Below are 25,543 nucleotides of genomic sequence, written 5' to 3'. Positions count from 1 at the left end.
GACCGGGCGAAGGCCGACCGGTACATACCGGATCCGCCCGTATTCGACCGGCGTATATCCGGTGCGTAAACGATCGAATCGCATTTACCGGACTCATACCCATCGTCCCCACGATGCCCACGGGACCCCTCCCCACCGGGCCCGTGACCACCGAATTCATCGACGGCTCTACCGCACCGGGGTGTCGCCGTCGGCGGGGGCACCGCCCGGGGGAGAGAGCGGCAGGACGCTCGCCCCCGCGGTGTCGAAGTCGAGCCGGTTGGCGGCCCAGCCCTCCCCGGCCAGCCGCGCGACCTTCTCGGCCGCACTCTCCTCGGCCAGGGCGAGCACGGTCGGGCCCGCACCGGAGATCACGGCGGGGATGCCGTCCGCGCGCAGCCGGTTGACCAGGTCGACGCTCTGCGGCATCGCCGGGGCCCGGTACTCCTGGTGGAGACGGTCCTCCGTGGCAGGAAGCAGCAGCTCGGGACGCCTGGTCAGGGCCTCGACGAGCAGGGCGGCCCGGCCGGCGTTGGCCGCGGCGTCCACATGGGGGACGGTACGCGGCAGCAGTCCGCGGGCCGTCTCGGTGAGCACCGCCTTCTCGGGGACGAAAACCACCGGAACGACGGAATCGGCGGGCTCCATCCTGATGGCGCGCGCGGCCCCGCGGTCGGTCCACGCCAGGGTGAAGCCGCCGAAGAGACAGGCGGCCACATTGTCGGGGTGCCCCTCGATCTCGGTGGCCAGCTCCAGCAGCGCGGTGTCGTCCAGCCGGGAGTCGCCGCCTATCGTCACCGCCCGCGCGGCGACGATGCCGGCGCAGATCGCGGCGGACGAGGATCCGAGGCCACGGCCGTGCGGGATACGGTTGGCGCAGACCACCTCAAGGCCCCGGGGCTGCCCTCCGAGCAGGTCGAAGGCGGTACGCAGGGAGCGCACGAGCAGGTGGCCCTCGTCGCGCGGCAGGGTGGCCGCGCCCTCCCCGGCGATGTCGATGTGCAGACCGGAGTCCGCGACCCGGACGACGACGTCGTCGTAGAGCCCCAGGGACAGTCCGAGGGCGTCGAAGCCCGGACCGAGATTCGCGCTGGTGGCGGGGACGCGCACACGGACGGCGGCGGCGCGGAACGCTGGACCGGCCATCGCTTGATGACACTCCTTGGTTCTGACGGAGAGATGTACTGACAGAAGGATGTACTGACGGGGGACGCGGTGACGGGGATGCGGTGACAGGGAGGTACTGGCGGGGACGCGCTGGCGGCGGACGCTCTGGCTGCGGGAGATCTGGACGCGACAGGGAAAGAGAACGCCCGGGGGCCATCACGGCGGCTGCACCGCGGCATATGCGGCGGGTCTGGTTCGGTACAGCCTATCGAAGGAAGGTTCCGCGGCGACATAGGGCGCACGGCAGGCGCACGATGCGTGTCGCAAGCCTCCCGTGCCCCTGTCTGCGCCGATGCCTTGCTTGGCGGGCTTTTCGCCGGGGTAGGGCTGTCCTCTCGGAGCCCTGTTCAGCCGGCCCCGCGCCGGTCCGTGCGCCGGTACCGCCGCGCCCGGGTCCCTTCCCCGTACAGAACCCCGGCACCCTCCCCCGTACGGGCGAACCGGGTACGGCGGAGGGACGGTGACGACGGACCGTGCACGGACCGCGCACCCGGCCCAGGAGGCGCGGGGCGCGGACCGGGTGTTACGCCAGACCGAGCCGCTCGGCGGCCGAGGCCGCGTCCACCGGCACGGTGACCGGCTGCGGGGCGCCCGCGACGGCCCAGTCGGGGTCCTTCAGGCCGTTTCCGGTGACGGTGCAGACGATCCGCTGGCCCGGGTCGACCTTGCCGGCCTCGGCGGCCTTGAGCAGACCGGCGACGGAGGCGGCCGACGCGGGCTCCACGAAGACACCCTCCTGCGCGGCCAACAGCCGGTAGGCCCGCAGGATCTCACGGTCCGTCACCTCGTCGATGAGGCCGCCGGACTCGTCGCGGGCGGCGAGCGCCTGCTTCCAGGAGGCCGGGTTGCCGATCCGGATGGCGGTGGCGACGGTGGAGGGGTCCTTGACGACCTCGCCGCGCACGATCGGCGCGGAGCCGGAGGCCTGGAAGCCCCACATCCGGGGGGTCCGGCCGCTGATGCCATCGGCGGCGTACTCGCGGTACCCCTTCCAGTACGCGGTGATGTTCCCCGCGTTCCCCACCGGCAGGACATGGATGTCAGGGGCGTCCCCGAGCGCGTCCACGATCTCGAAGGAGGCGGTCTTCTGCCCCTCGATCCGGTACGGGTTGACCGAGTTGACCAGGGCGACCGGGTAGTTCTCGGAGAGGCTGCGGGCGAGATTCAGACAGTCGTCGAAGTTGCCGTCGACCTGGAGGATCTTGGAGCCGTAGACCAGCGCCTGGCCCATCTTGCCCAGCGCGATCTTGCCCTGCGGCACCAGGACCGCGCAGACCATGCCGGCCCGTACCGCGTAGGCGGCGGCGGAGGCGGAGGTATTGCCGGTGGAGGCGCAGATCACCGCGCGCGCCCCCTCCTCCTTGGCCCGGGTGATCGCCATGGTCATGCCCCGGTCCTTGAAGGAGCCGGTCGGGTTGGCGCCCTCGACCTTGAGGTACACCTCGCAGCCCGTGCGCTCGGAGAGGACCTGCGCGGGGACGAGCGGCGTACCACCCTCACCGAGTGTGACCACAGGCGTGGTGTCCGTGACCGGGAGCCGGTCCCGGTACTCCTCGATGATGCCGCGCCACTGGTGGGTGCCCTGGTTGGTCATGGGTCCTTTACTCCCCTTCAACACGCATGATGCTGGCGACACCGCGCACGGTGTCGAGCGAGCGCAGCGCCTCGACGGTCCCGGAGAGGGCGGCGTCGGGCGCGCGGTGGGTGACGACGACGAGGCTGGCCTCGCCGGAGGAATCCGGTCGTCCTTGCTGACGTACGGTGTCGATCGAGACCCCGTGCTCGGCGAAGACCGTCGCGACCTGGGCGAGCACGCCCGGCTTGTCGGCCACGTCGAGGCTGATGTGGTACCGCGTGACCACGTCGCCCATGGGGCTGACGGGCAGCTGGGTGTAGGCCGACTCACCGGGCCCGGTGGCGCCGGCGAGCTTGTTGCGGCAGACGGCGACGAGGTCGCCGAGGACCGCCGACGCGGTGGGCGCGCCACCGGCGCCGGGACCGTAGAACATCAGCTGTCCGGCGGCCTCGGCCTCCACGAAGACGGCGTTGTACGCCTCGCGCACGGAGGCGAGGGGGTGGCTGAGCGGGATCATCGCCGGGTGGACCCGGGCGGTGACCGACTTGCCGTCGGCGGCGCGCTCACAGATGGCGAGCAGCTTGACGGTGCAGCCCATCCGGCGGGCGGAGGCCATGTCGGCGGCGGTGACCTCGGTCAGGCCCTCGCGGTGCACGTCGTCGAGGCGGACCCGGGTGTGGAAGGCGATCCCGGCGAGGATGGCGGCCTTGGCGGCGGCGTCGAAGCCCTCCACGTCGGCGGTGGGGTCGGCCTCGGCGTAACCGAGCGCGGTGGCCTCGTCGAGGGCCTCGGTGTAGCCGGCGCCGGAGTTGTCCATCCGGTCGAGGATGAAGTTGGTGGTGCCGTTGACGATGCCGAGGACGCGGTTGACCTTGTCGCCGGCGAGCGACTCGCGCAGCGGCCTGATCAGCGGGATCGCCCCGGCGACGGCGGCCTCGAAGTAGAGGTCCCGGCCGTGCTCGGCGGCGGCGGCGTAGAGCGCGGCACCGTCCTCGGCGAGCAGCGCCTTGTTGGCGGAGACGACGGAGGCGCCGTGCTCGAAGGCGGTGGTGATGAGGGAGCGGGCCGGCTCGATGCCACCGATGACCTCGATGACGACGTCGATGTCGCCGCGCTTGACGAGCGCGGTGGCGTCGGTGGTGATCAGCTCCTCGGGGACGCCGGAGCGCACCTTGGAGGGGCGGCGCACGGCGACACCCGCCAGCTCGACGGGTGCGCCGATGCGCGCCGCGAGGTCGTCGGCGTGCGTCGTCATGATGCGCGCCACCTCTGAGCCGACCACTCCACAGCCCAGCAGCGCCACCTTCAGCGGACGCGTACGCATCATCCGACCTCGCTTCTCATCACTTCTACAGTTGGTCCAGTCTCACCCACCGGACCGAAGTTTCTATCCCCGGTCCGGGATGCGAGACAAGTATCTCAATTACCCGACATCGAGTCGCAAGAGATCCTCTTCCGTCTCCCGTCGGACGATCACCCGGGCCGCACCGTCCCGGACGGCCACCACCGGGGGTCGCAGCGCGTGGTTGTAGTTGCTGGCCATCGAGCGGCAGTACGCCCCGGTCGCGGGCACGGCGAGGAGATCGCCGGGTGCCAGGTCGGCGGGGAGGAACGCGTCCTTGACCACGATGTCACCGCTCTCGCAGTGCTTGCCGACGACACGGGAGAGCATCGGGGCGGCGTCGGAGGTCCGGGAGACCAGCGCGACGCTGTACTCGGCGTCGTAGAGCGCGGTGCGGATGTTGTCGGACATCCCGCCGTCGACGCTGACATAGGTGCGCAGGCCCGCGAGGGGCTTGAGGGTGCCGACCTCGTACAGCGTGAAGGCGGTGGGGCCGACGATGGCGCGGCCGGGCTCGACGGAGATCCGGGGGGTGCGCAGTCTGGCGCTCTCGCACTCACGGGTGACGATCTCGTGGAGCGCCTTGGCGATGTGCCGGGGCTCGCGCGGGTCGTCCTCGGGGGTGTACGCGATGCCGAGGCCGCCGCCGAGGTCGATCTCGGGGAGTTCGACGCCGTGCTCGTCGCGGATCTGCTTCAGCAGGGCGACCACCCGGTGGGCGGCGACCTCGAAGCCGGAGGTGTCGAAGATCTGGGAGCCGATGTGGGAGTGGATGCCGACCAGCTCCAGGGCGTCGAGGCCGAGGGTGCGGCGTACCGCCTCGGCGGCCTGTCCGCCCGCCAGCGGCAGCCCGAACTTCTGGTCCTCGTGGGCGGTGGCGATGAACTCGTGGGTGTGGGCCTCGACGCCGACGGTGACCCGGATCAGCACCCGCTGGCGCACCCCGAGGGCCTGGGCCACATGGGCGACCCGGACGATCTCCTGGAAGGAGTCCAGCACGATCCGGCCGACGCCCGCGCGGACGGCCCGCTCGATCTCCTCGGGGGACTTGTTGTTGCCGTGGAAGGCGATCCGCTCGGCGGGCATCCCGGCGTCGAGCGCGGTGAGCAGCTCGCCGCCGGAGCAGACGTCGAGGTTGAGCCCTTCCTCGTGGAGCCAGCGGACCACGGCCTTGCTGAGGAACGCCTTGCCCGCGTAGAAGACATCGGCGTCGGGGCCGAACGCGTCGGCCCAGGCGCGGCAGCGGGCCCGGAAGTCCTCCTCGTCGAGGATGTAGGCGGGGGTGCCGAACTCCTCGGCGAGCCGGGTCACCTCGATCCCGCCGACGGTGGCGACGCCGTCGGCGTCGCGGGTCACCGTCCGGGACCACACCTTGAGGTCGAGGTGGTTGAGGTCGCTGGGCGGGGCGGGGTGGTGACCCTCGGGGAGGACATCGGCGTGGCGGGGCCCGGCGGGGTGGGCGGAACGGCTCATGGGGTCTCTCTCACAGATGTTCGGGTGCGCTGATACCGAGCAGGGACAGGCCACCGGCCAGCACCGTCCCGGCGGCCTCGGCGAGCGCGAGCCGGGAGCGGTGGGCGGCCGAGGGTTTCTCCTCGCCCTGGGGCAGCACGGTGTGCTGGAAGGAGAGGACGGCGTCGGCGGTGGCCTCCAGATGGCGCACGAGCCGGTCGGGCGCGTGGAGCCGGGCGGCGGTGGCGAGGGCGTCCGGATACTCCGCGATCAGGGCGTCGAGGGAGGTGCCGGCGGGCTCGACGGTCTTCAGGGGGTCGCCGTGGAATCCCAGCGCGGCGGCGTTACGGGTGAGGGCGCGGGTACGGGAGTGGGCGTACCGGACGGTGAAGAGCGGGTTGCTCTCGTGCTGGCGCAGGAGATGGCCGCCGGGGCGGGGGCGGTCGTGGGCGGCGGCGTGGAGGAGGGCCCAGCGCAGGGCGTCCGTACCGAGCGCCGCGTCGATGGCGGCGGGCTCGACGGGCGCGGCGGGGGTCCGGCCACGGGATCCGGCCGCGCGGCCGGGGTCCTGGGCGGGGTCCTGAGCGGCTGTCTCCCGGCCGGCGCCCTGGGTGGCCCGGAGGCGGCGCACGGTCTCGTCCCAGACGGCACGGCGGGAGGTGACGGGTCCCGGCGCGACCGGGGGATGTTCCTTCTGGCCGTAGCGGACGCCCTCGGCGCGGACCCGGCGGACGAGGTCCCGCTGGGAGGCTCCGCCGAGGGTGATGTTGAGGAAGCCGGGCCCGGTGATATCGACGGAGGCGATGCCCGGGGCGTCGGTGAGCCGGTCCCGCAGCAGCGCCGCGACCTCCCGGGGAGGGATTCCGGCGGGCCGGGCCAGCCGGAGCGCGACGGTGGTGGCCCAGTCGCCGCACCCCCCGGGGCCGGGCCGCTCGACCCGGATGTCCTCCGGTACGGGGACCCTCAGCACACCGTCCTCCACGGCACGGCACACGGCGTGCCGCACGGTACGGGAGAGCTCTGCTGGGGTCACGGGGCAAAGCCTAGGGGAGGAAGGGGGGCCCTTCGCGAACCCGTTTCGCCATGCGGTCAGCCGCGCGCGCCCTCCGCCTGCCCGGCGCCCTGCCGCCCCTCCGCCCCCGGCGCTTTCGCCGGCCGCTCCCGCCCCACCAGCCCGCGCACCAGCCGGACCAGCTCCGCGGGCTCGAACGGCTTCGCCAGAAAGGCGTCGACCCCGGCGGCGATCCCGCTCTCCACCTCGTGCTGGGTGCACGCACTGATGATCGCCACCGGCAGATGCGAGGTCTCCGGGTCGGCCCTCAACCGCGCGGCCGTCCGGATCCCGTCCAGCCTCGGCATGACGACATCCAGCGTCACCACATCGGGCCGCGCCTCCTCGATGACCTCCAGACACTCGGCACCATCGGCCGCGGTCACGACCTCGAAGCCCTCCAGCTCAAGGTTGACCCTGATCAACTGCCGGATGACCCGGTTGTCGTCGACAACGAGCACACGGCCGGACGCGCCTGACACAACTTGAGAGTAGGTCCCCCGCCTCGACCGCGTCCGGGTTTTCCCCACTTCCACCCCCTGCGGGGGACCCACCCGCTCCCCTCCCCCGTCCCCTCCCCCGTCCCCTCTCCCTCTCCCCTCCGGCGCTCCTCCCCTGCTCCTTCCTCCGCCCTCTCCGACCGAAATACCTGTTCACGGGCACCGTCCGGGAGCTGGTAATGTTCTTCTCGTCACCGCGACAAGGCATCAGCCCAGCGGAGATGGTGCGCCCCCGTAGCTCAGGGGATAGAGCAACGGCCTCCGGAGCCGTGTGCGCAGGTTCGAATCCTGCCGGGGGCACCTTGGAAAAAACTCCCGACCTGCGGAATTGCAGGTCGGGAGTTTTTGCGTATCTGCCCAAGCGCACATTCGTTTGACCGTTGCTCCTTTCCGGCCGCGTGGGTTCACCCCGCCGGATGCTTCTTCGACAACCGGCACAGGACCGCGGCGCGTGCCCCGTCACTGATCACCGGCGCCGTGAGCCCTTCGGGCCCTCCGGCGGCAGAGCGGGGCGTGACCGGCCGGTGGCCCGGGTCGGTGTCGACGCCCGGTGAGGGTCCAGCGCCTCCGGTCGCGGGGGTGCGTACCGGGTGAATGGCCGGAACCGGTGCCCCGGTGCGGGGCCCGTCGGCCGTGGTGAGCAGCGGGGAGCAGGGGGCGGAGTGCTCCCGGTGGCGCGTCGCCGGTTGGATTCCTCGGTTTGTCCACAGCTGGCCCGTCGATTGTCAGTGACCGCCGCTAACGTTCCGCCTGTCGTCGCACTGATGCCGGGAATTTCCGGCTGAACTGTGCTTTCTTCTTGCTGTCTTGATGCGTGAGGCGGGGATCGTGGGCTGGCTGGCGGCGGGTGACGGGTATGAAGTCACCCTGGTGGAAGGGCGGGTGGCGGCACGTGCCACCTCGGGGCGGGCGGCGGGGCGGCAGTTGAAGTCGCTGCCGCGGGCGCTCAAGGACCACCCCGAGGTGGACCGGCTGCGGCGGTTCGCGGAATGGCTGGATCGGCATGCCGCGGGATGTGTCGCGCAGGTCGACTCCTGGATGGTGTCGTCACTGCCGGTGCCCACCGGGCTGCTGGCCCGGGTGTGGCCGGACGAGGCCTGGCAGGCGGCGCTGCGTGATCTGGCCGTGGTCGGTGACGACCCGGACGAGGTCGGGCTGCTGCGGGGCACCACCGAGGACGGCGAGCTGCGGCTGGTGAACCTCGACGGTGAGACCGTCCGTCTCTCCCCGCGCACGGTGACCCTGCCGCACCCGGTCCTGCTGCCCGATCTCGACGACATCCGGGAGTTCGCCGCGGAGCTGGGCATCGTCCAGCGCGTCGAGCAGATCCACCGGGCGACCTGGCAGCGGCCCGGCGACCTCGACCCCGGGGCGACCGAGATACGCGAGTTCGCCGGTGGCTCCTTCCGCTCACGCTTCGCCCTCGCGGCGCGCGCCACCTCCCTGGGCTACCGGGTCTCGGGCGGCTACTCCACGGCCCGGGTGCGCGACGGCGGACACACCGTGGAGGCCTCGGTGTGGATCGGGGAGCCGTACTGGGAGGACTCCGTGGAGACCGGTGGCCTCACCTGGCGCGGTCCGGACGGCCGTGCCGTGCCGTTGCGCGAGGTGGGCCCGGTGGCCTGGTCGGAGGGGATGCGGATGGCGGCGGCGCTGTACGCGGGGCGGGTCATCGAGGAGGGCGGGAACGCATGAGCGGGGAGACGCAGGTGTCGTACGAGGACATGCTCGCGGCGGGCGCGGTGCTGCCGCCGGACACGCGGGACGCGGGCGAGCGGGCGGTTCCGCTGACCGCGCGCCGCTACCGCCACCCGGGGCTCGACGACCGTGTGGTGGTGCGGCTGGTCGCCGGTGAGCTGGGCGCGGCGGAGGATCTCGCCGCCGGTTACCTCGGCCTGGAGCGGGACGGCGAGCCGGCCGTGGTGGGCCTGGGGCCGCGCCGGTCGCTGGGCTTCCCGGAGTGGGTGCTGGTGCACCACCCCGCGGACGGGCACCACGCCCTCGGTGTCGTACCGGATCTGGAGCGGACGGCCCGGCAGGCGAAGTCCCGGCCCAAGGCCGCCATGGACGCCTATGGGGAACTCGGCGCGCGGCTGGCGGCCTCCGTCCCGCACTTCCTGCCGACCTTCTACGAGCAGGCGGGCCGGGTCTTCCTCGCCGAGGAGAACGCCACCTACGCGGCCCAGCTGTTCACCCGGGCCCGCAAGGCCGAGGCGGAGCACGGGCTGGTCATCGAGGAGGACCGCCTCGACGCGGTGTTCCTCGAATTCGCCCTGGCGGGCGCGCTGCCGGTGAAGGTGCTGTCCGCCTACGGCAGGGAGCTGGCCGCCCGGGTACCGGCCGAGGAGGCGCTGCGGCGCTTCACCCAGCTGTGTCTGCGCCGCACGGCGGGCGGCCTCCCGCCGTCCGCGCAGATGGCGGGCGACCTGCGCCGGCTGGCCCGCGCCGCCGGCCGGGACGCCGACCTCGCCGAGCAGGAGTACCTCTCCGAGCTGCTCGGTCTGCCGGCCACCCTGCGGGCCGCGGCCGGCTGGTGGAAGGGCCACCGGACCGCGCTGGTGGCGCTGGCCTCCCGGGACCGGCGGGTACGCGGCACCCTGCTGGACATGGTCCCGGCGAGCCACGACGACGAGATGCCCGCGCTGTGGCTCAAGGTGCTGGAGGACTCCGGCGCCACCGCGGGCCTTCTGGACGCCTCGCTGCCCGGGGAGGAGCGGCCGCAGGACGGCACGGCGGGCTGGCTGGGACGCTTCCTGGTCTTCCGCGAGCGGGCGCGCTCCTGGCGTGGCACGACCCGGATGCCCGAGCTGTACGCGCTGGTGGAGCGGGCCGTGGAGGGCCTGCGGGCCGAGCTGCGCGCGTCCGGTGGCGCGCTGCGGGTCACGCATGACATCGACCTGATCGACCTGCTGCTCTCGCTGGACGTCCCGGTGGCCGCCCCGGAGCGCGACGACGCCCTGCCGCTGACCCCCTGGGCACAGGGCGAGGGCCACCGGGACCTGCTGTTCCTGGGCGCCGACGCCCGGTTCCACCAGGCCTTCCTGAAGGGCGCCGAACAGTTCGCCCACCACGACAACGCGCTGCGGGCCATCCGTCTGCTGGCCGGGTCCCCCGGCTGCCGCCCGCTGCTGGCCCGATGGGTCGCGGAGTCCGTCCAGCGCTTCACCGTGGCCGGTCTGCCCCAGTTGCCCGGCGCGCTGGACCGGCTGAAGTGGCTCCCCGCCGAGGCGCTGACACTCGCCGAGGACGAGGTGCGCGAGGCTGCCGCCACCGACCTCGCCCCCGTACTGGTACGCACCCTGCGGGCCGGTCTCTTCGACGAACTCGGCTGGCCCGCCTGGGAGGAGGCGGTGGCCGATCTGGTGCCGAAGAACCAGGTGGAGGATCTGATCGTCGCCGACGCCTGGCCCCGGCTCGTGGTCGCCGGCGCGGCCCAGGCCCGGGTGATCGGCGCCGAGGGCACCCTGCTCACCCACGATCTGCGCGTCCCCTCGGGCGAGCGCCAGGGCGACCCGGGCTTCCACCATGTCGACGGCGAACTCCTCGTCTACTGGAACAGCCGCAACGGCGGCCTGCGCGGCTACTGGCACAGCCGGGCCGACCGCGTCGAGGCGCTGGAGGGCCCGCGCGCCACCCGCGGCACCGAGATGGACTGGTACAAGGGCGACTTCCCGATCACCCTGCCGCTGCCCGGCGGCGGCCGGACCACCGGCCGGGGTGTCGTGCACGCGGGCGACACCACCGTCCCCGAGGAGCGCCCGCTGCTCTTCGACGGCTCCTCCTACTGGGTGTGGCACACGGACTCCGAGGACCACGCGGCGCACGGCTGGTACGAGTACGACCCGGCCACCGGCGACCGCGGCCGCATGAGCCGGCCCGCCTTCCTCGCCGACGCGCTGCGCGACGCCCCCGAGGGCAGCAGCTTCGCGGGCGGCCGGCTGCGCCCCTCCCCCACGACGGGTGCCGCCCCCGCCTGCGCACCCGTGGACGGGCTCGTCGGCCTGCGCAGGGTGACGCTCCCTGACGGTTCCACGCGGGTCGAGGACCTCGCCGGGCACACCGTCACCCTCCCGGCCGGGGCCGGCAAGCCGTACACCCTGGTGATGTTCCCCGGTGCCGAGCGGCCCACCGCGGTCGTACGCAACAACTGGCAGCTCGACCTCGTGGACGCGGACGGGGTCGTCACCGGCTGGGCGAAGACCGACCGCACGGCGGGCTCCTTCGGCGAGGGCACCCTCCTGCTGCCGCCGGTGCAGTACTGGGAGTGCCTGACCCCGCGCGACCCGGCGGGCTCGGCGGCCCTGCGGCACATCGACAACGGCACCGCCGCCACCCTGCTGGCGGCCGCCGCCGACCAGGACACCGAGGCCCTGCCCGGCGCGATCCGTACCCTGCTGTCCGTCACCCACCCCGCCCTGCTGAAGGGCATCGCCGGAGTCGTCCGCTACGCGGCGGCCCAGCAGGGCGTCCTGGACTCGGCGGCGGCCCGGCTGACGCAGGCCATGGAGGACGGCCCGGTGGACGAGGGCCCGGCCGGTCCGACGGACCATCTGCTGCGCGACGCCATCAGCGGTCTCGGCGCGCCGAACGGCTACTGGTGGAACCGCGACGACCAGGCCGACACCGTCTTCCGCACCCTGCGCGTACTGACCCGCGCCACCGAGACCGCCGAGGCCACGGAGGCCGGCGGCACCGGACCGGACCGGGCCGACGGACGGCTGCACCTCGACGGACCGGAACTGCGCCGCGGACAGCCCGAGCTGTCCACCCTGATCGCCCGGATGCCGGCGCTCGCCTACCGGGCCGCCGCCGGCATCACCACCGACGGGCACCGCGAGGCGCTGCGACAGCTCCTGACCGGATTCGACCGGCTGGGGATGGGCGGGGCCACGGAGGCCGACCGCTGGCGCGCGGTGACCCTGCGCCTGGAGGCGCACCGGCTGCGCATCGCCTCGGGCGACCGGCGGGAGGGCTCCTGGAACGGCCTGCTGCCGCTGGCGGGCGGCGCCTTCGTCGCGCTGACCGCACATGGGTCCCTGGACGCCGACGGCTGCGACTTCACCGGCCTCTTCCACGACCCCGCGGGCCGGTTCGCCGCGCCGGAGCCCTACCGGATGCTGTCCTGCGAGCCGATCGACCGGGGCGACCACCCGATCACCCTCGGGGGGTTCCTGACCGAGCTGGCCGCGCGCGGTCCCGCGCCGTGGTTCCCCGAGGCGGCCGAGGAGTTCGCCCGTCTGACCGGCGTCACCGGGACGATGGCCCGGCTCGTCGTCGCCGGGCTGCCGGGAGTCGATGTCTACGAGCGGACCTTCCTCACCACCGAGGTCCGCACCGCCATCGGGGTGAAGGCCGCCCCCGCGGCGGTCGCCAAGGACGAGTTGCGCGGCATCGACGGCACGGCGCGCGCCGCGGTCGTGGCCGCCCTGCTGCCCGCCGATCCGGTCCGGCTGTGGACCGATGGCCCGGACGTGGCCGCGGCCGCCGCCGTCTGGAACGCCCGGATCGGCCGACGTCCCGCCGTGCCCGAGGAGCTGCTCGGCGACGCCGTCCGCGCCCTCAAGCACGCGATGTGGACCGTACGGGAAGCCCTGCCCGCGCTGCTGGACCCGGCGGGCGCCCCGCAGCTCGCCCGGGATCTCCGCTGGGAGGTCAACGGCGACCGGGTGCGGCCCGTCGGCAACGACACCGGGTTCACCGCATCGACCCTGGTCGGCGCGGTGTCCCTGATGGCCTGGCTCGCCCACCGGCTGCCCGCGGGCTACCCGGTCCGCGCCGCGCTGCCGGCCGCGTTCAGCGCCGTACGGGCACGGCTGGCGGCCCCCGGCCTCATGCTCGACCTCGGCCGCTACATCAACCTCTCCGACTTCCGGAAGGCGGCGGGCGCGCCCACCGAGACCGGCCCGGGATTCGAGCGCTACGGCGCCGTCGTCCTCGCCACCCATGACGACCGGCCCGCCCCGGGCCTCCGTGTCGACCTCCTCGACGAGGCCGGCCAGGACCCCCATCTGCCCGCCGCCCGCTCCGACGACCACCCGTACCCGGCCGAGATCGCCCTGCGGCTGATGCGCGACCCCCGTTTCACGGCCCTGCTCGCCGACCCCGGGGAGCCGGTCGTGGGCGACCGCGACCAGGCCGGCACCTGGTGGCCGCAGGACCCGGGCCGCTCCGTGCCCGACCTGGTCATCGAGGCGGCCAAGGAGTACGGCCTCGGCGAGGACGCGGCCACCCTGTATCTGATGCTGCTCGCCCTGCCCGACCCGACCGACCGGTCCACCGCCCGGTGGACGGGGTGGAAGCCGGCCCGTCTCAAGGCGGCCCGTGCCGAGCTGGCCGCCACCGACCTCGTGGTCCAGGCCACCCGTACCAGGGCGGGCCGTTCCCTCTTCCTGCCCGGCGGCTGGGCCGAACAGCCGGCGCCCCGGGTCCCGCTGGAGCGCTGGAAGCTGCCGCTGTTCGACGTGGTCCACGGCGAACACGCCCCGCTCGGCGTGATCGTGCCGACGGAGCCGGTCGCCGACCTGTACCGCCGGGCCTGGCAGCGGGTCCTCGACGGCGACGCGCCCCGCTTCGAGGAGCTGAAGGTGCGGCGGGGTCGCCGCCGCTGACCGACGCGAGACGCCACCGCCGCCGACCGGCCGCCGCCGACCGACGTGCGGCACCACCGCCGGTGGGGGTGGCGCGGGGGCACCGGACACCACCGGTGCCCCCGTCCCCTCCCGATTCCCCCGCTCGTCGACGATCACCGGATCCTCGACGCCGACCGGACCTACCCAGCAAGGACATCCATGACCCCGACCACCACGGCGACGGCACCTCCGCCCCGGCAGACACTGCCCGCCGAAGAGCGTCACGCCCTTGAACTCGCCTTCCTCGCCGCCCATGACGACGGCCCGCGTCCGCCCGGCTGGCTGCTGACGCCCCGTTCCGTCATCACCTTCGTCTGCGGCAGCGCCGGCGATCCCCTCACCCTGAGCGAGCCCCGGGGGACGCTGCCCGGCCGGCTCGTCATCACCCCGAAGTTCGTCGGCGAACGCGCCCTGGTGGAGCGGTGTGTGGTCACCCTCGCCGGAGAGCGCGGCCTGCTGCTGGTGGGTGAGCCGGGCACCGCCAAGTCGATGCTCTCGGAGCTGCTGTCGGCGGCCGTCTGCGGCACCAGCGCACTGACCGTGCAGGGCACCGCGGGCACCACCGAGGACGCCCTGCGCTACGGCTGGAACTACGCCCTCCTCCTGGCCCAGGGACCCACTCCCGAGGCCCTGGTGGACTCACCGGTCCTCAGCGCGATGCGCTCCGGGCAGGTGGCGCGCGTCGAGGAGATCACCCGCTGTCTGCCCGAGGTGCAGGACGCACTCGTGTCGATCCTCTCCGACCGCCGGATGAGCGTGCCCGAACTGTCCGGCACCGCCGGGGCGCAGGTGGCCGCCGCTCCCGGGTTCACCGTCATCGCCACCGCCAACCTGCGCGACCGCGGTGTCTCGGAGATGTCCGCCGCGCTCAAGCGCCGCTTCAACTTCGAGACGGTGCACCCGATCGCGGATGTCGAGGCCGAGACCGCGCTCGTCAAGCGGCAGGCCGTCGCGGCCGTCGAGCGGGCGGGCGCGGCCTTCGACGTCGACGACGCGGTGCTCGACGTCCTGGTGACCGTCTTCCGGGACCTGCGGGCCGGGCGCTCCGCCGAGGGCTGGGACGTGGAGCGCCCCGGCACGGTGATGTCCACCGCCGAGGCGGTGCAGGTCGCCGTCTCCCTCGGGGTGTCCGCCGCCTATCTGCCCGCCGGGGACTCCCTCGACCTGGTCCCCGGCCATCTCCTGGGCGTGGTCCGCAAGGACGATCCCGCCGACCACGCGCGCCTGCTGGGGTACTGGGACGGCCCGGTGCGCCGCCGCGCGGAGGACGGTTCGCCGACCTGGCGCCGCCTGTGGGACCTGCGGGAGAACCTCCGGTGACAGCTGCCCAGGACTCGAAGGCGACTCCTGTACGGGAAACGGAGGTGACACCCGTACAGGAGTCGCGGGCGGCGCTCGTCCAGGACCCGCGGGTGGCGCTCGACGCCCTCGCCGGCTCCGCGGTGCCGTATCTGCTGGGCGTACGGCACCACAGCCCCGCGCTCGCCGCCGCCGTGCCCGCACTGCTGGACGCGGCCGGCGCCGATGTGGTGTGCGTGGAGCTGCCGGCCGACTTCCAGCCGTGGCTCGCCCACCTCGGCGCCCCCGGTACGGTCGCGCCGGTCGCGCTCGCGGGCGCCGGGGAGGGCGGGCGGCTCGGCTTCTACCCGTTCGCCGACTTCTCCCCCGAACTCGCCGCGATCCGCTGGGCGCGGGAGCGGGGTGTGGAGGTCGTCTGCTGCGATCTGCCGATGGCCGACGCGCGCTGGGACAGCGGGGACATGACGGATAGCACGGACAGCGTCGGCCCCGATACGGGCGGGGACCCTCGCGGGACGGTCGCCGGACCCGCCGGGCGGCCCGTACCCACCTCCTTCGCGCGGGCGCTGACCGCCGCCGGGACCGGCCGTGCCGGGGACGACCTGTGGGACCGCGGTGTGGAGGTACGTGCCCCGGGGTGTGCTCCCGAGGCGCTGCGCCGGGCCGCGCTGGGCGTCGGCTGGGCGCTGCGTCAGGACGCCGAGTCGTCCGGCGGGGTGTCCGCCGTGGACCTGGCGCGCGAGGCGCACATGCGGGACACCATCGCCCGTGCGGCGGCGGGTGGACGCCGGGTCGCGGCGGTGATCGGCGCCTTCCACGCCCCGGCGCTGGCCGACGGGGCGGCCGGGCGGGAGCGGCCCGCCGCCGGCGGCACCACCGTGCGGGCGGCGGCGACGGGGACGGTGCTCCCGGAGGACCCCTCCCCCGTCGTCACCTCCCTCGTCCCGTACGCGTTCGATCTGCTGGACTCCCGGTCCGGCTACCCCGCCGGGATCCGCGATCCGCGCTGGCAGCAGGCGGTGTTCGGCGCCGGGGGCGATCCCGCTCTGCTGCACGACGCCGCGGCCGGAGCGATCACCCGGGTGTGCCGGGAGCTGCGGGCGGCCGGGCACACGGCGGGGACGGGCGAGGCGCGTGAGACGCTCCGCGTGGCCTGCGACCTGGCCCGGCTGCGCGGGCTCCCGGCCCCCGGCCGGAGCGAGGTCCTCGAAGCCCTCACGGTGGTGCTGGGCCAGGGCGAACCGCTCGGCCGGGGCCGGGCCCTGGCACGGGCCCTGGAAGTGGTCCTGGTCGGCACCGAGCGCGGCCGGGTCGCGCCGGGCACCCCGCGTTCCGGGCTCGGCCCGTCCGTCGAGGCCGAACTCGCCGCCCTGCGGCTGCCGGGCCCCGACGATCCCGCGCCGCGCGAGCTCCGTCTCGACCCGCTGCGTTCGGCGCTCGACCACCGCCGCGAGATCCTGCTGCGACGGCTGGAGGTGTGCGGGGTGGGGTACGGCCAGCCGGTGACGGTCGCCGGTACGGGCGACGCCGCCGCGCTCTCCTCCCGGTGGCGGCTGTCATGGGTCCCCTCCGTGCCGGTCCGGCTGGACCTGGCCGGGGTACGGGGCGTCACCGCCGCGCTGGCGGCGGAGGGCACCCTGCGGGAGACCTTCCGCAGGGAATCGGCCGACGGCGGCCCCACCTGCGCCCTCGTCCTGACGGGGCTCCGGGACGCCGCGCGCTGCGATCTGCCCGCGCTGGTCGCCCAGCGGCTGGCCGAGGCGGCCGAGGTGCTGCCCGCGTCCGCGACGATCCCCGAGATCCTCACCGGCCTGGATCTGCTGGAGGCGCTGCGCCGGGGGCATCTGCCCGGCACGACGCCCGCGGGCAGGCAGGCGGCGGGTGCGCTCGCCGCGGACCTCCTGGAGTCGGCGGTACGGTCCCTGCCGGGCCTCGCGGGCAGCGACGACCCGGAGGAGGCGGCCGCGCTGGTCGCCCTGGCCGCGCGCGCCGGTGAACTCCGCCTGGGGCTGCGGATGGACCGGGCCCTGGCCGACCTGGCGGCATCCGCGTCCCCCCTCGTCCAGGGTGCCGCTCTCGCCTGCCGGGTCCTGTTCGACCTGGAGGACGCCGGGACGCTCGGCGCCAGGGCCGCCGGCTGGATCGACACGGCCACCGGTCCCGACGCGCGGCGCGCGCTGACCCGCCGGCTCGTCGGACTGCTGACCGGGGCCGCGCCGCTGCTCCAGTCGGCGCCGACCGCCCTCGACCCGCTGCTCGACCGGATCGACTCGCTCGACGACCGGGGTTTCCTGGACCGGCTGCCGGCACTGCGCGGTGGCTTCGACACGCTCAGCCCGGCGGGCCGCGACCGGCTGCTGCACACCGTGACGGAACGGCTGGGCGACCGTCTCGACCTCGCGCTGGGCGCGTCCCCGCGGCTGCTGGCCCTGTGGACGGCGGCGGACGAGGCGGGCCGTTCGGCGTCGGCCTCCCTGCGGCCGGTGCCCCCGCCGCACCGGCCCACCGCGACACAGGTCGCGGAAGCTCCGGCCGCCGAAGCCACCCAGGCCTCCGAGGCCGCCCAAGCCGCCGAGGCCGTCGAGGCCGTCCACGCGGCGAAACCGCACGGGTCCCTCGCGGACGGGCCACGCGACGGCGCGAGACGTCTGTCGGCGGCGGCCTCCCTGCGGCCGACGCCCCCGCCGCACCGGCCCGTCGAGGCTCCGGCCACCGGGACACCGAACGCCGACACCACCGGGACGCCGAACGCCGACACCGCCAAGACCACCGACGCCGCTGAGGCCGCCGAAGCCACCCGTGCGGCGATACCGCGCGGGCCCGTCACGGACGCGGCGCGCGACGGCGTACGGCGGCTGTCGGCGGCGGACCGGTGGCGTCTGCTGCTCGGCAGGGAGCACGAACGGCTCCCGGCGGACGCCCGTCGCTACGCGCACGCGCTCGACGAGCTGTACGGCGCCGGCCGGGGTGAGGGCTCATCGGAGCTGGGCCGGGAAGGCGGTCGCGGCGGCGGACAGGACGCCTCCTTCCCGACCGCGCGCGAGTGGGCCGAGGAACTCCAGGCACTGTTCGGCGCGGAGGTACGGGAGGAGGTCCTGGCGGGCGCCGCCGACCGGGGGCGCAACGACGTACTGGCCGAACTCGACCCCGACGCGGTGCGCCCGTCCGTCGATCTGCTGACGTCCGTACTGACCCTGGCGGGCGGGATGCCGGAGCAACAGCTCGCCCGGCTGCGCCCGCTGGTACGCCGGCTCGTCGACGAACTGGCCAAGGAGCTGGCCACCCGGACGCGTCCGGCGCTGACCGGTCTCGCCACTCCTCGCCCGACCCGCCGCCCCGGCGGCCGGATCGACCTGCCGCGTACCCTGCGGGCCAACCTCGTCCACGCCCGTAAGCGGGCCGACGGCAGCACCCTGGTGATCCCGGAACGGCCGGTGTTCAGCACCCGTTCGCGCAAGGAGGCGGACTGGCGGCTGATCCTGGTGGTCGATGTGTCCGGGTCCATGGAGGCCTCCGTGATCTGGTCGGCGCTGACCGCGGCCGTGCTCGGCGGCGTGCCCACGCTCAGCACGCACTTCCTGGCGTTCTCGACGGACGTCATCGATCTGACGGACCGGGTCGACGACCCGCTCTCCCTGCTGCTGGAGGTCCGCGTGGGCGGCGGCACCCATATCGCGGCCGGTCTGGCCCACGCCCGCACCCTGGTGACGGTGCCCAGCCGGACCCTCGTGGTGGTGGTGAGCGACTTCGAGGAGGGCTACCCGCTCGGCGGGCTGCTCGGCGAGGTGCGGTCCCTCGCGGGTTCGGGGGTGCATCTGCTGGGCTGTGCCGCGCTGGACGACAGCGGCAGCCCGCGCTACTCCGTGCCCATCGCCCAGCAGTTGGTCGCGGCCGGCATGCCCGTCGCCGCCCTCAGTCCTCTCGCCCTGGCCCGCTGGGTGGGCGATCGTCTCCGCGGAGAGTCCCGATGAGCCCCGACCTTCCCCCGGCCGCACCCGAGGTGACCGCCGCCGCCGTGGCGGAGCTGACCTCCCGGCTGGTCAAGAAGCTGGACGCCGCCATCGAGACCTACGCGGCCGTTCCCGTCGTCGTGGAAGGCGCCGGGCGGCGGGTACGGTGCGGCGCGGACGCGGAGGTCGTCCTCACCCCCGGTCCCTCCGGCGCGGTCACACAGGCCGAGCAGGCGGTGTGCAGCTGTCTGCTGGCGCCGCGATGCCTGCACCGCGCCGCCGTGCTGAGCGCCTGCCCGGTGGCCGACCCGGACTCGGTCACCGACCCGGACCCGGTCACCGGCCCGGACACGCTGGCCGACCGGAGCACGGTGGCCGACCCCGGCACGACCGCCGACCCCGCCACGACTGCCACGGCCACGGCGATCGACCACGACACCGGGTCGGACGCCGTACCGGGCCCGGGCGGCTCCGGCACCTCGTCGGGGACACAGCTCACCGAGCCGCAGCTGGCCGCCGCACACGCCCTCTGGGCCGCCGCGGCGGCGGTGCTGGCCGCCGGGGTACCCGCGGCGGGCGCGGTCGCGCAGGCGGAGTTGCTGCGCGCCTCCCACTCGGCGCGCCTCGCCGGGCTGTACCGCGCGGAGGGCGCGGCCCTGCGGGTGGTGCGGGGGCTGCGGGGCGCCCGCTCCCGCCATGACGGCCACCGACTGGCCGACCTGGTCGACCAGTTGCGTGAGCTGCTCCTGACCACCGCCCTGCTGACCGGGGCCGAGCCGGACCCGGCGTGGATCGGGTCCGCCCGCCGCGCCTACCGCCCGGAAGGCGCCCTGCGCGTCCACGGAGTGTGCCGGGAGCCGGTGGTCTCGGCCACCGGGTTCGGCGGGGTGGTCACGCACGTCATCTCCGACGACGGCCGCTGGTTCACCGTCGCGGACGTCAAACCGGGCGGTGCCGCCCGTGCGCGCGGTGCCGCGACGGCCACGGTCGCGCTGGGCTCGGGCAGTCTCGATCACGCCCGGCTCTCCCGCGGTGGGCTGCTGGTCTCGGGGGCGACCGTGTCGTCGGACGGCCGTCTCGGCGCGGGCAAGGGAGTCCGGGCGACACCGGTCGCGGGCCGGTCCTGGGCCTCGGGGCCGCTGGCCGCCCTGTTCGCGCGGCCCCTCTCGGAGGCCATGGGCGAGGGGTCCGGGGACGCTCCGGTGGGCGACGCCGAGCAGGCGCGGCAGCCGGGCGGTGCACCGATCGGCTGCGATCTGGTCATCGTCGGGGCGTTCGACGGCCATGTCCTCGCGCGGGAGCTGCCGCCCGGCGGGGCGGACCGGGAGGGCCTGCTGATCCGGTTGCTGCCGGCCCATGGCCACCCCGATCTGGCCCACACCGCGAACCTTCGCCGGCTGGCGTCCCGTCCCGGGCTGCGGCTGCGGGTCGTCGGCCGTCCGGATCCCGACCGCGCCGCCACGCTCCGGCCCCTGGCCGTCGGGCCGCTGCCGGGCGACGACACGACGACCCTGCGCCTGCCGGCGGAGTGGCTGGGCCATGCCGACCTGGGCTACGACCGCCTCGAAGGCGTCCATCTGCCGCCCGGCGACGCACTGCCGGAGCGGGCACTACCGGAGCACGCACTACCGGAGCCGGCGGGGCTCCCCCGCGTCGCGCCGGACCCGGTGGCGGAGGCACCCCTGTGGCGGCTGCGGCGGCTGGTCGAGGTCGCCGTGTCGGGTGGCCGCCGGGCCGTCGCCCAGCCCGCGCGCGACGGCGACCGCGCCGGAGCCGCCGCGGCCCTGCGCCGGGTCGGCTTCCGTACGGCGGCGGAGCTGGTGACGGAGCTGGCCACGGAAGCGGACCGGCGCGGCCGTGACGTCTTCGGCCGCACCGAGGAGGCCGACCCCGACGCGTACGCACGCGCCTGGCTCGCCGCGGCGGTCTATCTGGCCGGCACCGAACGGGCCCTGGTCCGGGCGACCTGGCAGCCGCCGGACACCACCGGAGGGCGCCCGGGGTGAACCGGAGGGGCGCCGGGGACGTGGGTGCGGGCAGGAGAAGGAGGCAGGATGCAGCAGACGGTGCCCGACTACCCCGCGCACGCCTTCGCCGGGGAACCGGCGCCGCTGCCCGGGGAGCCGGTGGCCCGGGTGCGGTTGCCCAGTGGGCATGAGGTGTGGCTCGTCACCGGGTACGAGGAGGTACGGGCCGCGCTGACGCATCCACTGCTCTCCCGGGAGCCGGTGGAGGGCGACCCGCATGTGGGGTCCGCCGGGGTCCCCGGCGGGCCGAACCGGGCGCCGCGGACGTTGCAGAAGGACGGACCGGCCCATGCGCAGATACGGCGGCTGGCGGCCCGTCCCTTCAGCGCCCGCCGCATGGAGTCGCTGCGGCGGCGGGTGCAGGAGCTGACCGACGGCTTCCTCGACACGATGGAGGCCTCCGGGTCACCGGCCGATCTGATCGGGGCGCTGGCGTACCCGCTGCCGATCACCGTGATCACCGAGCTGTTCGCGGTGCCCGAGGAGGACCGCGAGCAGTTCGCCCTCTGGTCGGACCGGACCGTCACCCTGCACGGCATCGAACGGTCCCAGGTACAGGCCGCATACGCCGCGCTCCAGGAGTATCTGGGGCGGCTGGCCGAGGAACGCCGCCGCTCCCCCGGCGACGATGTCCTCAGCGGCTGGCTCACCGCCGACGAGGGCGGCGACCGGCTGACCGACGGTGAGGTCGTCCGGCTGGCCCAGACCGTGCTGATCGGCGGGTACGAGACGACGGTGAACTCCATCGGCGCCGGGATGTGGCGGCTCTTCCGGAACCCCGACCAACTGGCCGCGCTCCGCGCCGACCCCGGGCTGCTGCGCGGCACCGTCGAGGAGATCCTCCGCCACCAGCCGCAGGGGCTCTTCTTCCTGATCATGGTGGCCCGGGGCGATCTGGAGCTGGGCGGGGTGACCATCCGCTCCGGGGAGGGCGTCATGCCGCTCCCGTTCGCCGCCAACCGCGACCCGGCGCGCTTCCTGGACCCGGGGCGCTTCGACATCCACCGTCCGCCGGGCGGGCACATCACCTTCGGGCACGGCCCGCACACCTGTCTGGGTGCGGCGCTCGCCCGGATCGAGGTGGAGGTGGCGATCGGCACCCTCAACCGCCGCTTCCCCCGGCTCGCGCCGGTCGACGGCGATCTCGCCGCGCTGCCCTGGCGCGGCGACCGGCTGGTGAGCGGTCTGCGGGAGCTACGGGTCACCTGGTGATCCGTCCGTACGGTCGGCGGCGCGGCCCGGCCGCCCGCTGACGGTATCCCGCACCGGAGCCGGGAGCCGGGCATTTCTTTGTGCTGCCCGGATTCCGGTACGGTCGGCTGCCCATATTCTTTTGGGGTCCGTTCCGGTACGTTCCGGTGTTCGGTCGAATGAATTCCCGGAACCACCGCGCGCATCCGGCGGCCCCGGAGCACGGACCCGCGCCCCCGGGATCCCCATCGCCCCGGCCTGCCTCCAGTGCGCCGCGACCGAAACCCCCTCCGCCTCCAGCGATGGTCCAGGGAGCTGCGGCAGACTGGAGCGAGCGTCCGCGTACAGGCCGCACACGCACGCGCGGCCCGACCCTGCCGGGCTCGGCGCCACCGCACTTGGAATTCGATACGAAGGCACTGTGAGTTCCCTGTGAAAGCCCTTTTGGGGCGGCTGAGCTGTTACGTTCAGCCGCAACCGGACCGGTGATATGCCATGCCAGGTTCCTGGGAAAAAGGGGGGCTCCACGTGATCTGTTCAGTGAAATCAGCGAAATCGGCGAAATCAGAAACGATACTGCGCATTCACCGGACCCATGGAGTTGAGAACCACGCGCCCATGACACGACCGTTCCCTGCCAGGTCCGTCCCGGTGGTGTCCGGCGGTACGACCGAAGGGGAGACGACCGTGATCGCGACGCATGAGAGAACCCCGGACACCGTGGCGCGCACCGCCCGTACCCGGCCCTACGGCTGTGACCGTCCGGCCACCAGGGACGCCGGCAGGGACACCCCCAGGGACGCCGCCAGAGATACCGCCAGGGACACCGCCAGGGACACGGGCAGGGAACCGGTCCCCGGCCGGCGGCCGGCGGAGACGGCCGACTCCCGCGCATCCCAGGAAACGCTGCGGGAGGTGCACGCGGTCTATGGAAAGGTCCTGCTCTCGGTGGTGCTGCGGTTCACCGGCGGCGACCGCCACTGGGCCGAGGACGTGGTGCAGGAGACCTTTCTGCGGGCCTGGCGGCACGCCCATGAACTCCGTCCGGACGGCGACACCCGCACCCTGCTGCCCTGGCTGGCGACGGTCGCCCGGCGGATCGTCATCAACGACCGCCGACGGCGGGGCTGCCGTCCCCAGGAGGTCGAGGTCACCGAGGGCGACCCCGCCTTCTTCACGGTGCCCGACGGCACCAACCAGATCCTCTCGCGGATCGTGGTCCGCGACGCCATGGCCAAGCTGACCAGCGCGCACCGCCGGGTGATCACCGAGGTGTACCTCTACCGGCGGACCATCAACGAGGTCGCGGTGAGCACGGGGGTGCCGCCCGGGACGGTCAAGTCCCGGCTCCACTACGGGCTGCGGGTCATGCGCGCGGAGCTGGAGAAGCAGGGCGTCACCCCCTGAGCGGAACCCTGAGCGGAACCCTGAGCGGGTCCCTGAGCGAAGCCCTGAGCGGGTCCCAGCCCTTCACCGGAGCCAGGTCCCGTACCGCAGCCCGCTCCCGTACCGGGGCGCTCAGGTCGTAGGCCGTGTACCCGCCCACCGTCCGCGCCGGATGACGCGCGGCGACCCAGGCCCCGATCAGCTCGGCGGCCGGGGACGGCCCGCCGGGCGGCGCTCCCGGGCCGGTCCCCGGGGACACGATGAAGTAGTGGATCCGCCCGGCCCGCGCCAGCTGCCGGAACCGTTCCAGGGAGGGCGAGGGGTCCACCCCCTCCGGCCCGCCGACCGCCATCACCGGCGCCCCCGACGCGAGGTGCCACCGCGCCGCCTCATGGGTGCGGACCACGGCGGCGGCCCAGGTGTACGAGCCGCTGTCCTTCCGCAGCGCCGCGACGAGTTCGGCCGGACAGGGGGCGGGGCGCTCCCCCGCAGTCCGCCCCGGCGGGACCGGCCAGCTCAGCGCGGCGACCAGGAGCACGGCCACCGCCCCGGCCCCGGCCCGGCTGACGGCCCGTACCCCCTCGACCGTACGGGCGGCCGCGTCCCCGCGCTCCGTACGGCGGAGAGGCACACCGGCGAGCAGCACCACCACCGCTACCACCCCCAGCCCCACCGCCATCGGTACGGGTACGGAGGCGCGCCCCGTCGTCTGCGCCACGACGGCGGCGGCGAGCGCGGTCCCGAGCAGCAGCAGCCAGGAGGGCGGCACCCGGTGTCCCCGCCGCCGCTCCGCCGGCCCGGTCGCGGCGAGCGCGGCGACGGCGGGCACCAGCAGGGCCGGACCGGCCGGACAGCCGCCGGGCGTCAGCCCGTGCACCGCGAGCAGCCCGCCCCAGAGCAGCGGTCCGGCCGCCGGGGGAGCGAAACGGGCGCGCCGGGCGAGACGGACGGCGACGGTGACGGCCGCCACCCCGGCCGGCGGCAGCCAGCGGGGCGGCCCCTGGGCCCAGGAACCGGCCGGGGCCCGCAGATCGCGCTCCAGGACACTGTTCCCGGCCGAGCCCCCGATGTACGGGCGGGTGCCCTCCGGCCACAGCTCGGCGAGGGCGGGCCACCAGCCCGCCGTGACCAGGACCAGCAGCCCCGCCGCACCCAGCCGGCCGAGGCGGGCGGCCCGGCGGCCCGGCGCGCAGACCAGCTGGACCAGGGCGAACACCGGCAGGCTGAGCAGGGCCGTCGTCACCTCGGTGAGCAGGGCGAGCCCGGCGCACCCCGCGGCGAGGAAGAGCAGCCGACGGTGCACGGGTGGGGGCTCCTCGACGGCGCGCAGCAGCGTGTACGCGCTCACGGTCAGCAGCAGGACGGCCAGGGGGGCCTGGCCGCCCGCGGTCTGTCCCCGGTCCACCAGCGGGGCGAGGGCGAACACCGCCCCGGCGAGCAGCCCGGCGCCGGGCCCGGCGGTGCGGCGGACGGCCGCGTACAGGGGGACGACGGTGGCGGCGCCGAGCAGGACCGGGGGCAGCAGCCAGCCGGGGGAGCCGGTGCCGAGCAGTCGTACGGAGACTCCGGTGACCCAGAGGGCGGCGGGCGGGTGGTCGACGGTGCTGGCGTTGGCGGCGTCCACCGAGCCGAAGAGGAACGCCTTCCCGCTCTCCAGGCCCGCCCGGACGGCGGCGGTGTGAGCGGCGTCAGCGCCGTCAAAGGGGGCGGCGACCGCGAGCCGCACCAGGACGGCGAGGAGCAGCACCCCGCCCAGGGCGAGCCGCCGGTCCCGGGCACGGGCCAGGACACCACCGGCCCCGGGCGGCGCGGGTACGGGGGGCCGCGCCCGGCCGCCCGCCGCGCGCCCTTGGGGCCGGGCCCCGGAGGACGCCCGCGCGCTGTGACCGCCGCGCCCCGGCCGCCCACGGGCGTAGCGCTGGGCACGGCTGCGGGCCAGGGGTCGGCCGGGAGAGGTCTGCACGGTCCGACGCTTCCGGTCCCACCTGTGGACG

At 74.8% G+C, this 25,543-nt stretch carries 14 protein-coding genes and 1 tRNA gene; 8 read left to right on the top strand and 7 right to left on the bottom strand.

Annotated elements, in window-relative coordinates; translation table 11 throughout:
• Positions 1-168: 168 nt before the first annotated feature.
• The 6 genes from thrB to ABT354_RS08535 all read right to left on the bottom strand — a co-directional run bounded on the left by thrB (position 169) and on the right by ABT354_RS08535 (position 7,103).
• Positions 169-1,125: a homoserine kinase gene (gene thrB / locus ABT354_RS08560; RefSeq protein ID WP_351490754.1), complete on the bottom strand. Its 957-nt coding sequence runs from the start codon at positions 1,123-1,125 to the stop codon at positions 169-171.
• Between the two features lie 544 nt (positions 1,126-1,669).
• Positions 1,670-2,740: a threonine synthase gene (thrC, locus tag ABT354_RS08555; RefSeq protein WP_351490752.1), complete on the bottom strand. Its 1,071-nt coding sequence runs from the start codon at positions 2,738-2,740 to the stop codon at positions 1,670-1,672.
• 7 nt (positions 2,741-2,747) lie between these two features.
• The gene (locus tag ABT354_RS08550) at positions 2,748-4,046 is read right to left on the bottom strand and encodes a homoserine dehydrogenase (RefSeq protein ID WP_351491150.1); all 1,299 of its coding nucleotides are present in this window, start codon (positions 4,044-4,046) and stop codon (positions 2,748-2,750) included.
• Between the two features lie 99 nt (positions 4,047-4,145).
• A complete protein-coding gene (gene lysA, locus ABT354_RS08545; RefSeq protein ID WP_351490750.1) occupies positions 4,146-5,537 on the bottom strand; it encodes a diaminopimelate decarboxylase in 1,392 nt (463 codons plus the stop codon).
• Positions 5,538-5,547: 10 nt separating this feature from the next.
• Positions 5,548-6,549, bottom strand: a complete 1,002-nt coding sequence (gene nrtL / locus ABT354_RS08540; RefSeq protein ID WP_351490747.1) for an ArgS-related anticodon-binding protein NrtL — start codon at positions 6,547-6,549, stop codon at positions 5,548-5,550.
• A gap of 56 nt (positions 6,550-6,605) precedes the next feature.
• The gene (locus ABT354_RS08535) at positions 6,606-7,103 is read right to left on the bottom strand and encodes a response regulator (protein ID WP_351491148.1); all 498 of its coding nucleotides are present in this window, start codon (positions 7,101-7,103) and stop codon (positions 6,606-6,608) included.
• A 192-nt stretch (positions 7,104-7,295) separates the two neighbouring features.
• Here ABT354_RS08535 and ABT354_RS08530 point away from each other — a divergent pair.
• The 8 genes from ABT354_RS08530 to ABT354_RS08495 all read left to right on the top strand — a co-directional run bounded on the left by ABT354_RS08530 (position 7,296) and on the right by ABT354_RS08495 (position 23,570).
• Positions 7,296-7,367 (top strand) — tRNA-Arg (locus ABT354_RS08530).
• A gap of 528 nt (positions 7,368-7,895) precedes the next feature.
• On the top strand, positions 7,896-8,762 hold the full coding sequence (locus ABT354_RS08525; protein WP_351491146.1) for a DUF4132 domain-containing protein: 867 nt from the start codon (positions 7,896-7,898) through the stop codon (positions 8,760-8,762).
• Positions 8,759-13,675 (top strand): DNA-binding protein, encoded by a 4,917-nt coding sequence (locus ABT354_RS08520; protein ID WP_351490744.1) that lies wholly within the window; start codon positions 8,759-8,761, stop codon positions 13,673-13,675. The genes ABT354_RS08525 and ABT354_RS08520 overlap by 4 nt, the downstream gene beginning before the upstream one ends.
• A 180-nt stretch (positions 13,676-13,855) precedes the next feature.
• A complete protein-coding gene (locus ABT354_RS08515; protein WP_351490742.1) occupies positions 13,856-15,016 on the top strand; it encodes an ATP-binding protein in 1,161 nt (386 codons plus the stop codon).
• A gap of 44 nt (positions 15,017-15,060) precedes the next feature.
• Positions 15,061-18,966 carry a DUF5682 family protein gene (locus ABT354_RS08510; RefSeq protein WP_351491144.1) on the top strand — a complete coding sequence of 1,302 codons (3,906 nt, stop codon included), beginning with the start codon at positions 15,061-15,063 and terminating at the stop codon, positions 18,964-18,966.
• Positions 18,963-20,951, top strand: a complete 1,989-nt coding sequence (locus tag ABT354_RS08505; protein WP_351490740.1) for a hypothetical protein — start codon at positions 18,963-18,965, stop codon at positions 20,949-20,951. Before ABT354_RS08510 ends, ABT354_RS08505 begins: the two co-directional genes overlap by 4 nt.
• Before the next feature lie 48 nt (positions 20,952-20,999).
• Positions 21,000-22,184, top strand: coding sequence for a cytochrome P450 (locus tag ABT354_RS08500; RefSeq protein WP_351490738.1), 1,185 nt, complete (start codon positions 21,000-21,002; stop codon positions 22,182-22,184).
• Between the two features lie 666 nt (positions 22,185-22,850).
• On the top strand, positions 22,851-23,570 hold the full coding sequence (locus tag ABT354_RS08495; protein WP_351490736.1) for a sigma-70 family RNA polymerase sigma factor: 720 nt from the start codon (positions 22,851-22,853) through the stop codon (positions 23,568-23,570).
• Here ABT354_RS08495 and ABT354_RS08490 read toward each other — a convergent pair.
• Positions 23,560-25,512 carry a mannosyltransferase YkcB-related protein gene (locus ABT354_RS08490; RefSeq protein ID WP_351490734.1) on the bottom strand — a complete coding sequence of 651 codons (1,953 nt, stop codon included), beginning with the start codon at positions 25,510-25,512 and terminating at the stop codon, positions 23,560-23,562. The two genes, ABT354_RS08495 and ABT354_RS08490, sit on opposite strands and share 11 nt — an antisense overlap.
• Positions 25,513-25,543: the final 31 nt, after the last annotated feature.

Source organism: Streptomyces sp. NPDC000594, assembly GCF_040299965.1.
Taxonomy (GTDB): Bacteria; Actinomycetota; Actinomycetes; order Streptomycetales; family Streptomycetaceae; genus Streptomyces.
This window is presented reverse-complemented; position numbering and strand designations above follow the sequence as displayed.

Bases quoted from the DNA above. Each gene is read 5' to 3' on its own strand.
- thrC (WP_351490752.1), bottom strand. From the start codon at position 2,740: ATGACCAACCAGGGCACCCACCAGTGGCGCGGCATCATCGAGGAGTAC.
- lysA (WP_351490750.1), bottom strand. From the start codon at position 5,537: ATGAGCCGTTCCGCCCACCCCGCCGGGCCCCGCCACGCCGATGTCCTC.
- ABT354_RS08505 (WP_351490740.1), top strand. From the start codon at position 18,963: ATGAGCCCCGACCTTCCCCCGGCCGCACCCGAGGTGACCGCCGCCGCC.
- ABT354_RS08550 (WP_351491150.1), bottom strand. From the start codon at position 4,046: ATGCGTACGCGTCCGCTGAAGGTGGCGCTGCTGGGCTGTGGAGTGGTC.
- thrB (WP_351490754.1), bottom strand. From the start codon at position 1,125: ATGGCCGGTCCAGCGTTCCGCGCCGCCGCCGTCCGTGTGCGCGTCCCC.
- ABT354_RS08500 (WP_351490738.1), top strand. From the start codon at position 21,000: ATGCAGCAGACGGTGCCCGACTACCCCGCGCACGCCTTCGCCGGGGAA.
- ABT354_RS08515 (WP_351490742.1), top strand. From the start codon at position 13,856: ATGACCCCGACCACCACGGCGACGGCACCTCCGCCCCGGCAGACACTG.
- ABT354_RS08520 (WP_351490744.1), top strand. From the start codon at position 8,759: ATGAGCGGGGAGACGCAGGTGTCGTACGAGGACATGCTCGCGGCGGGC.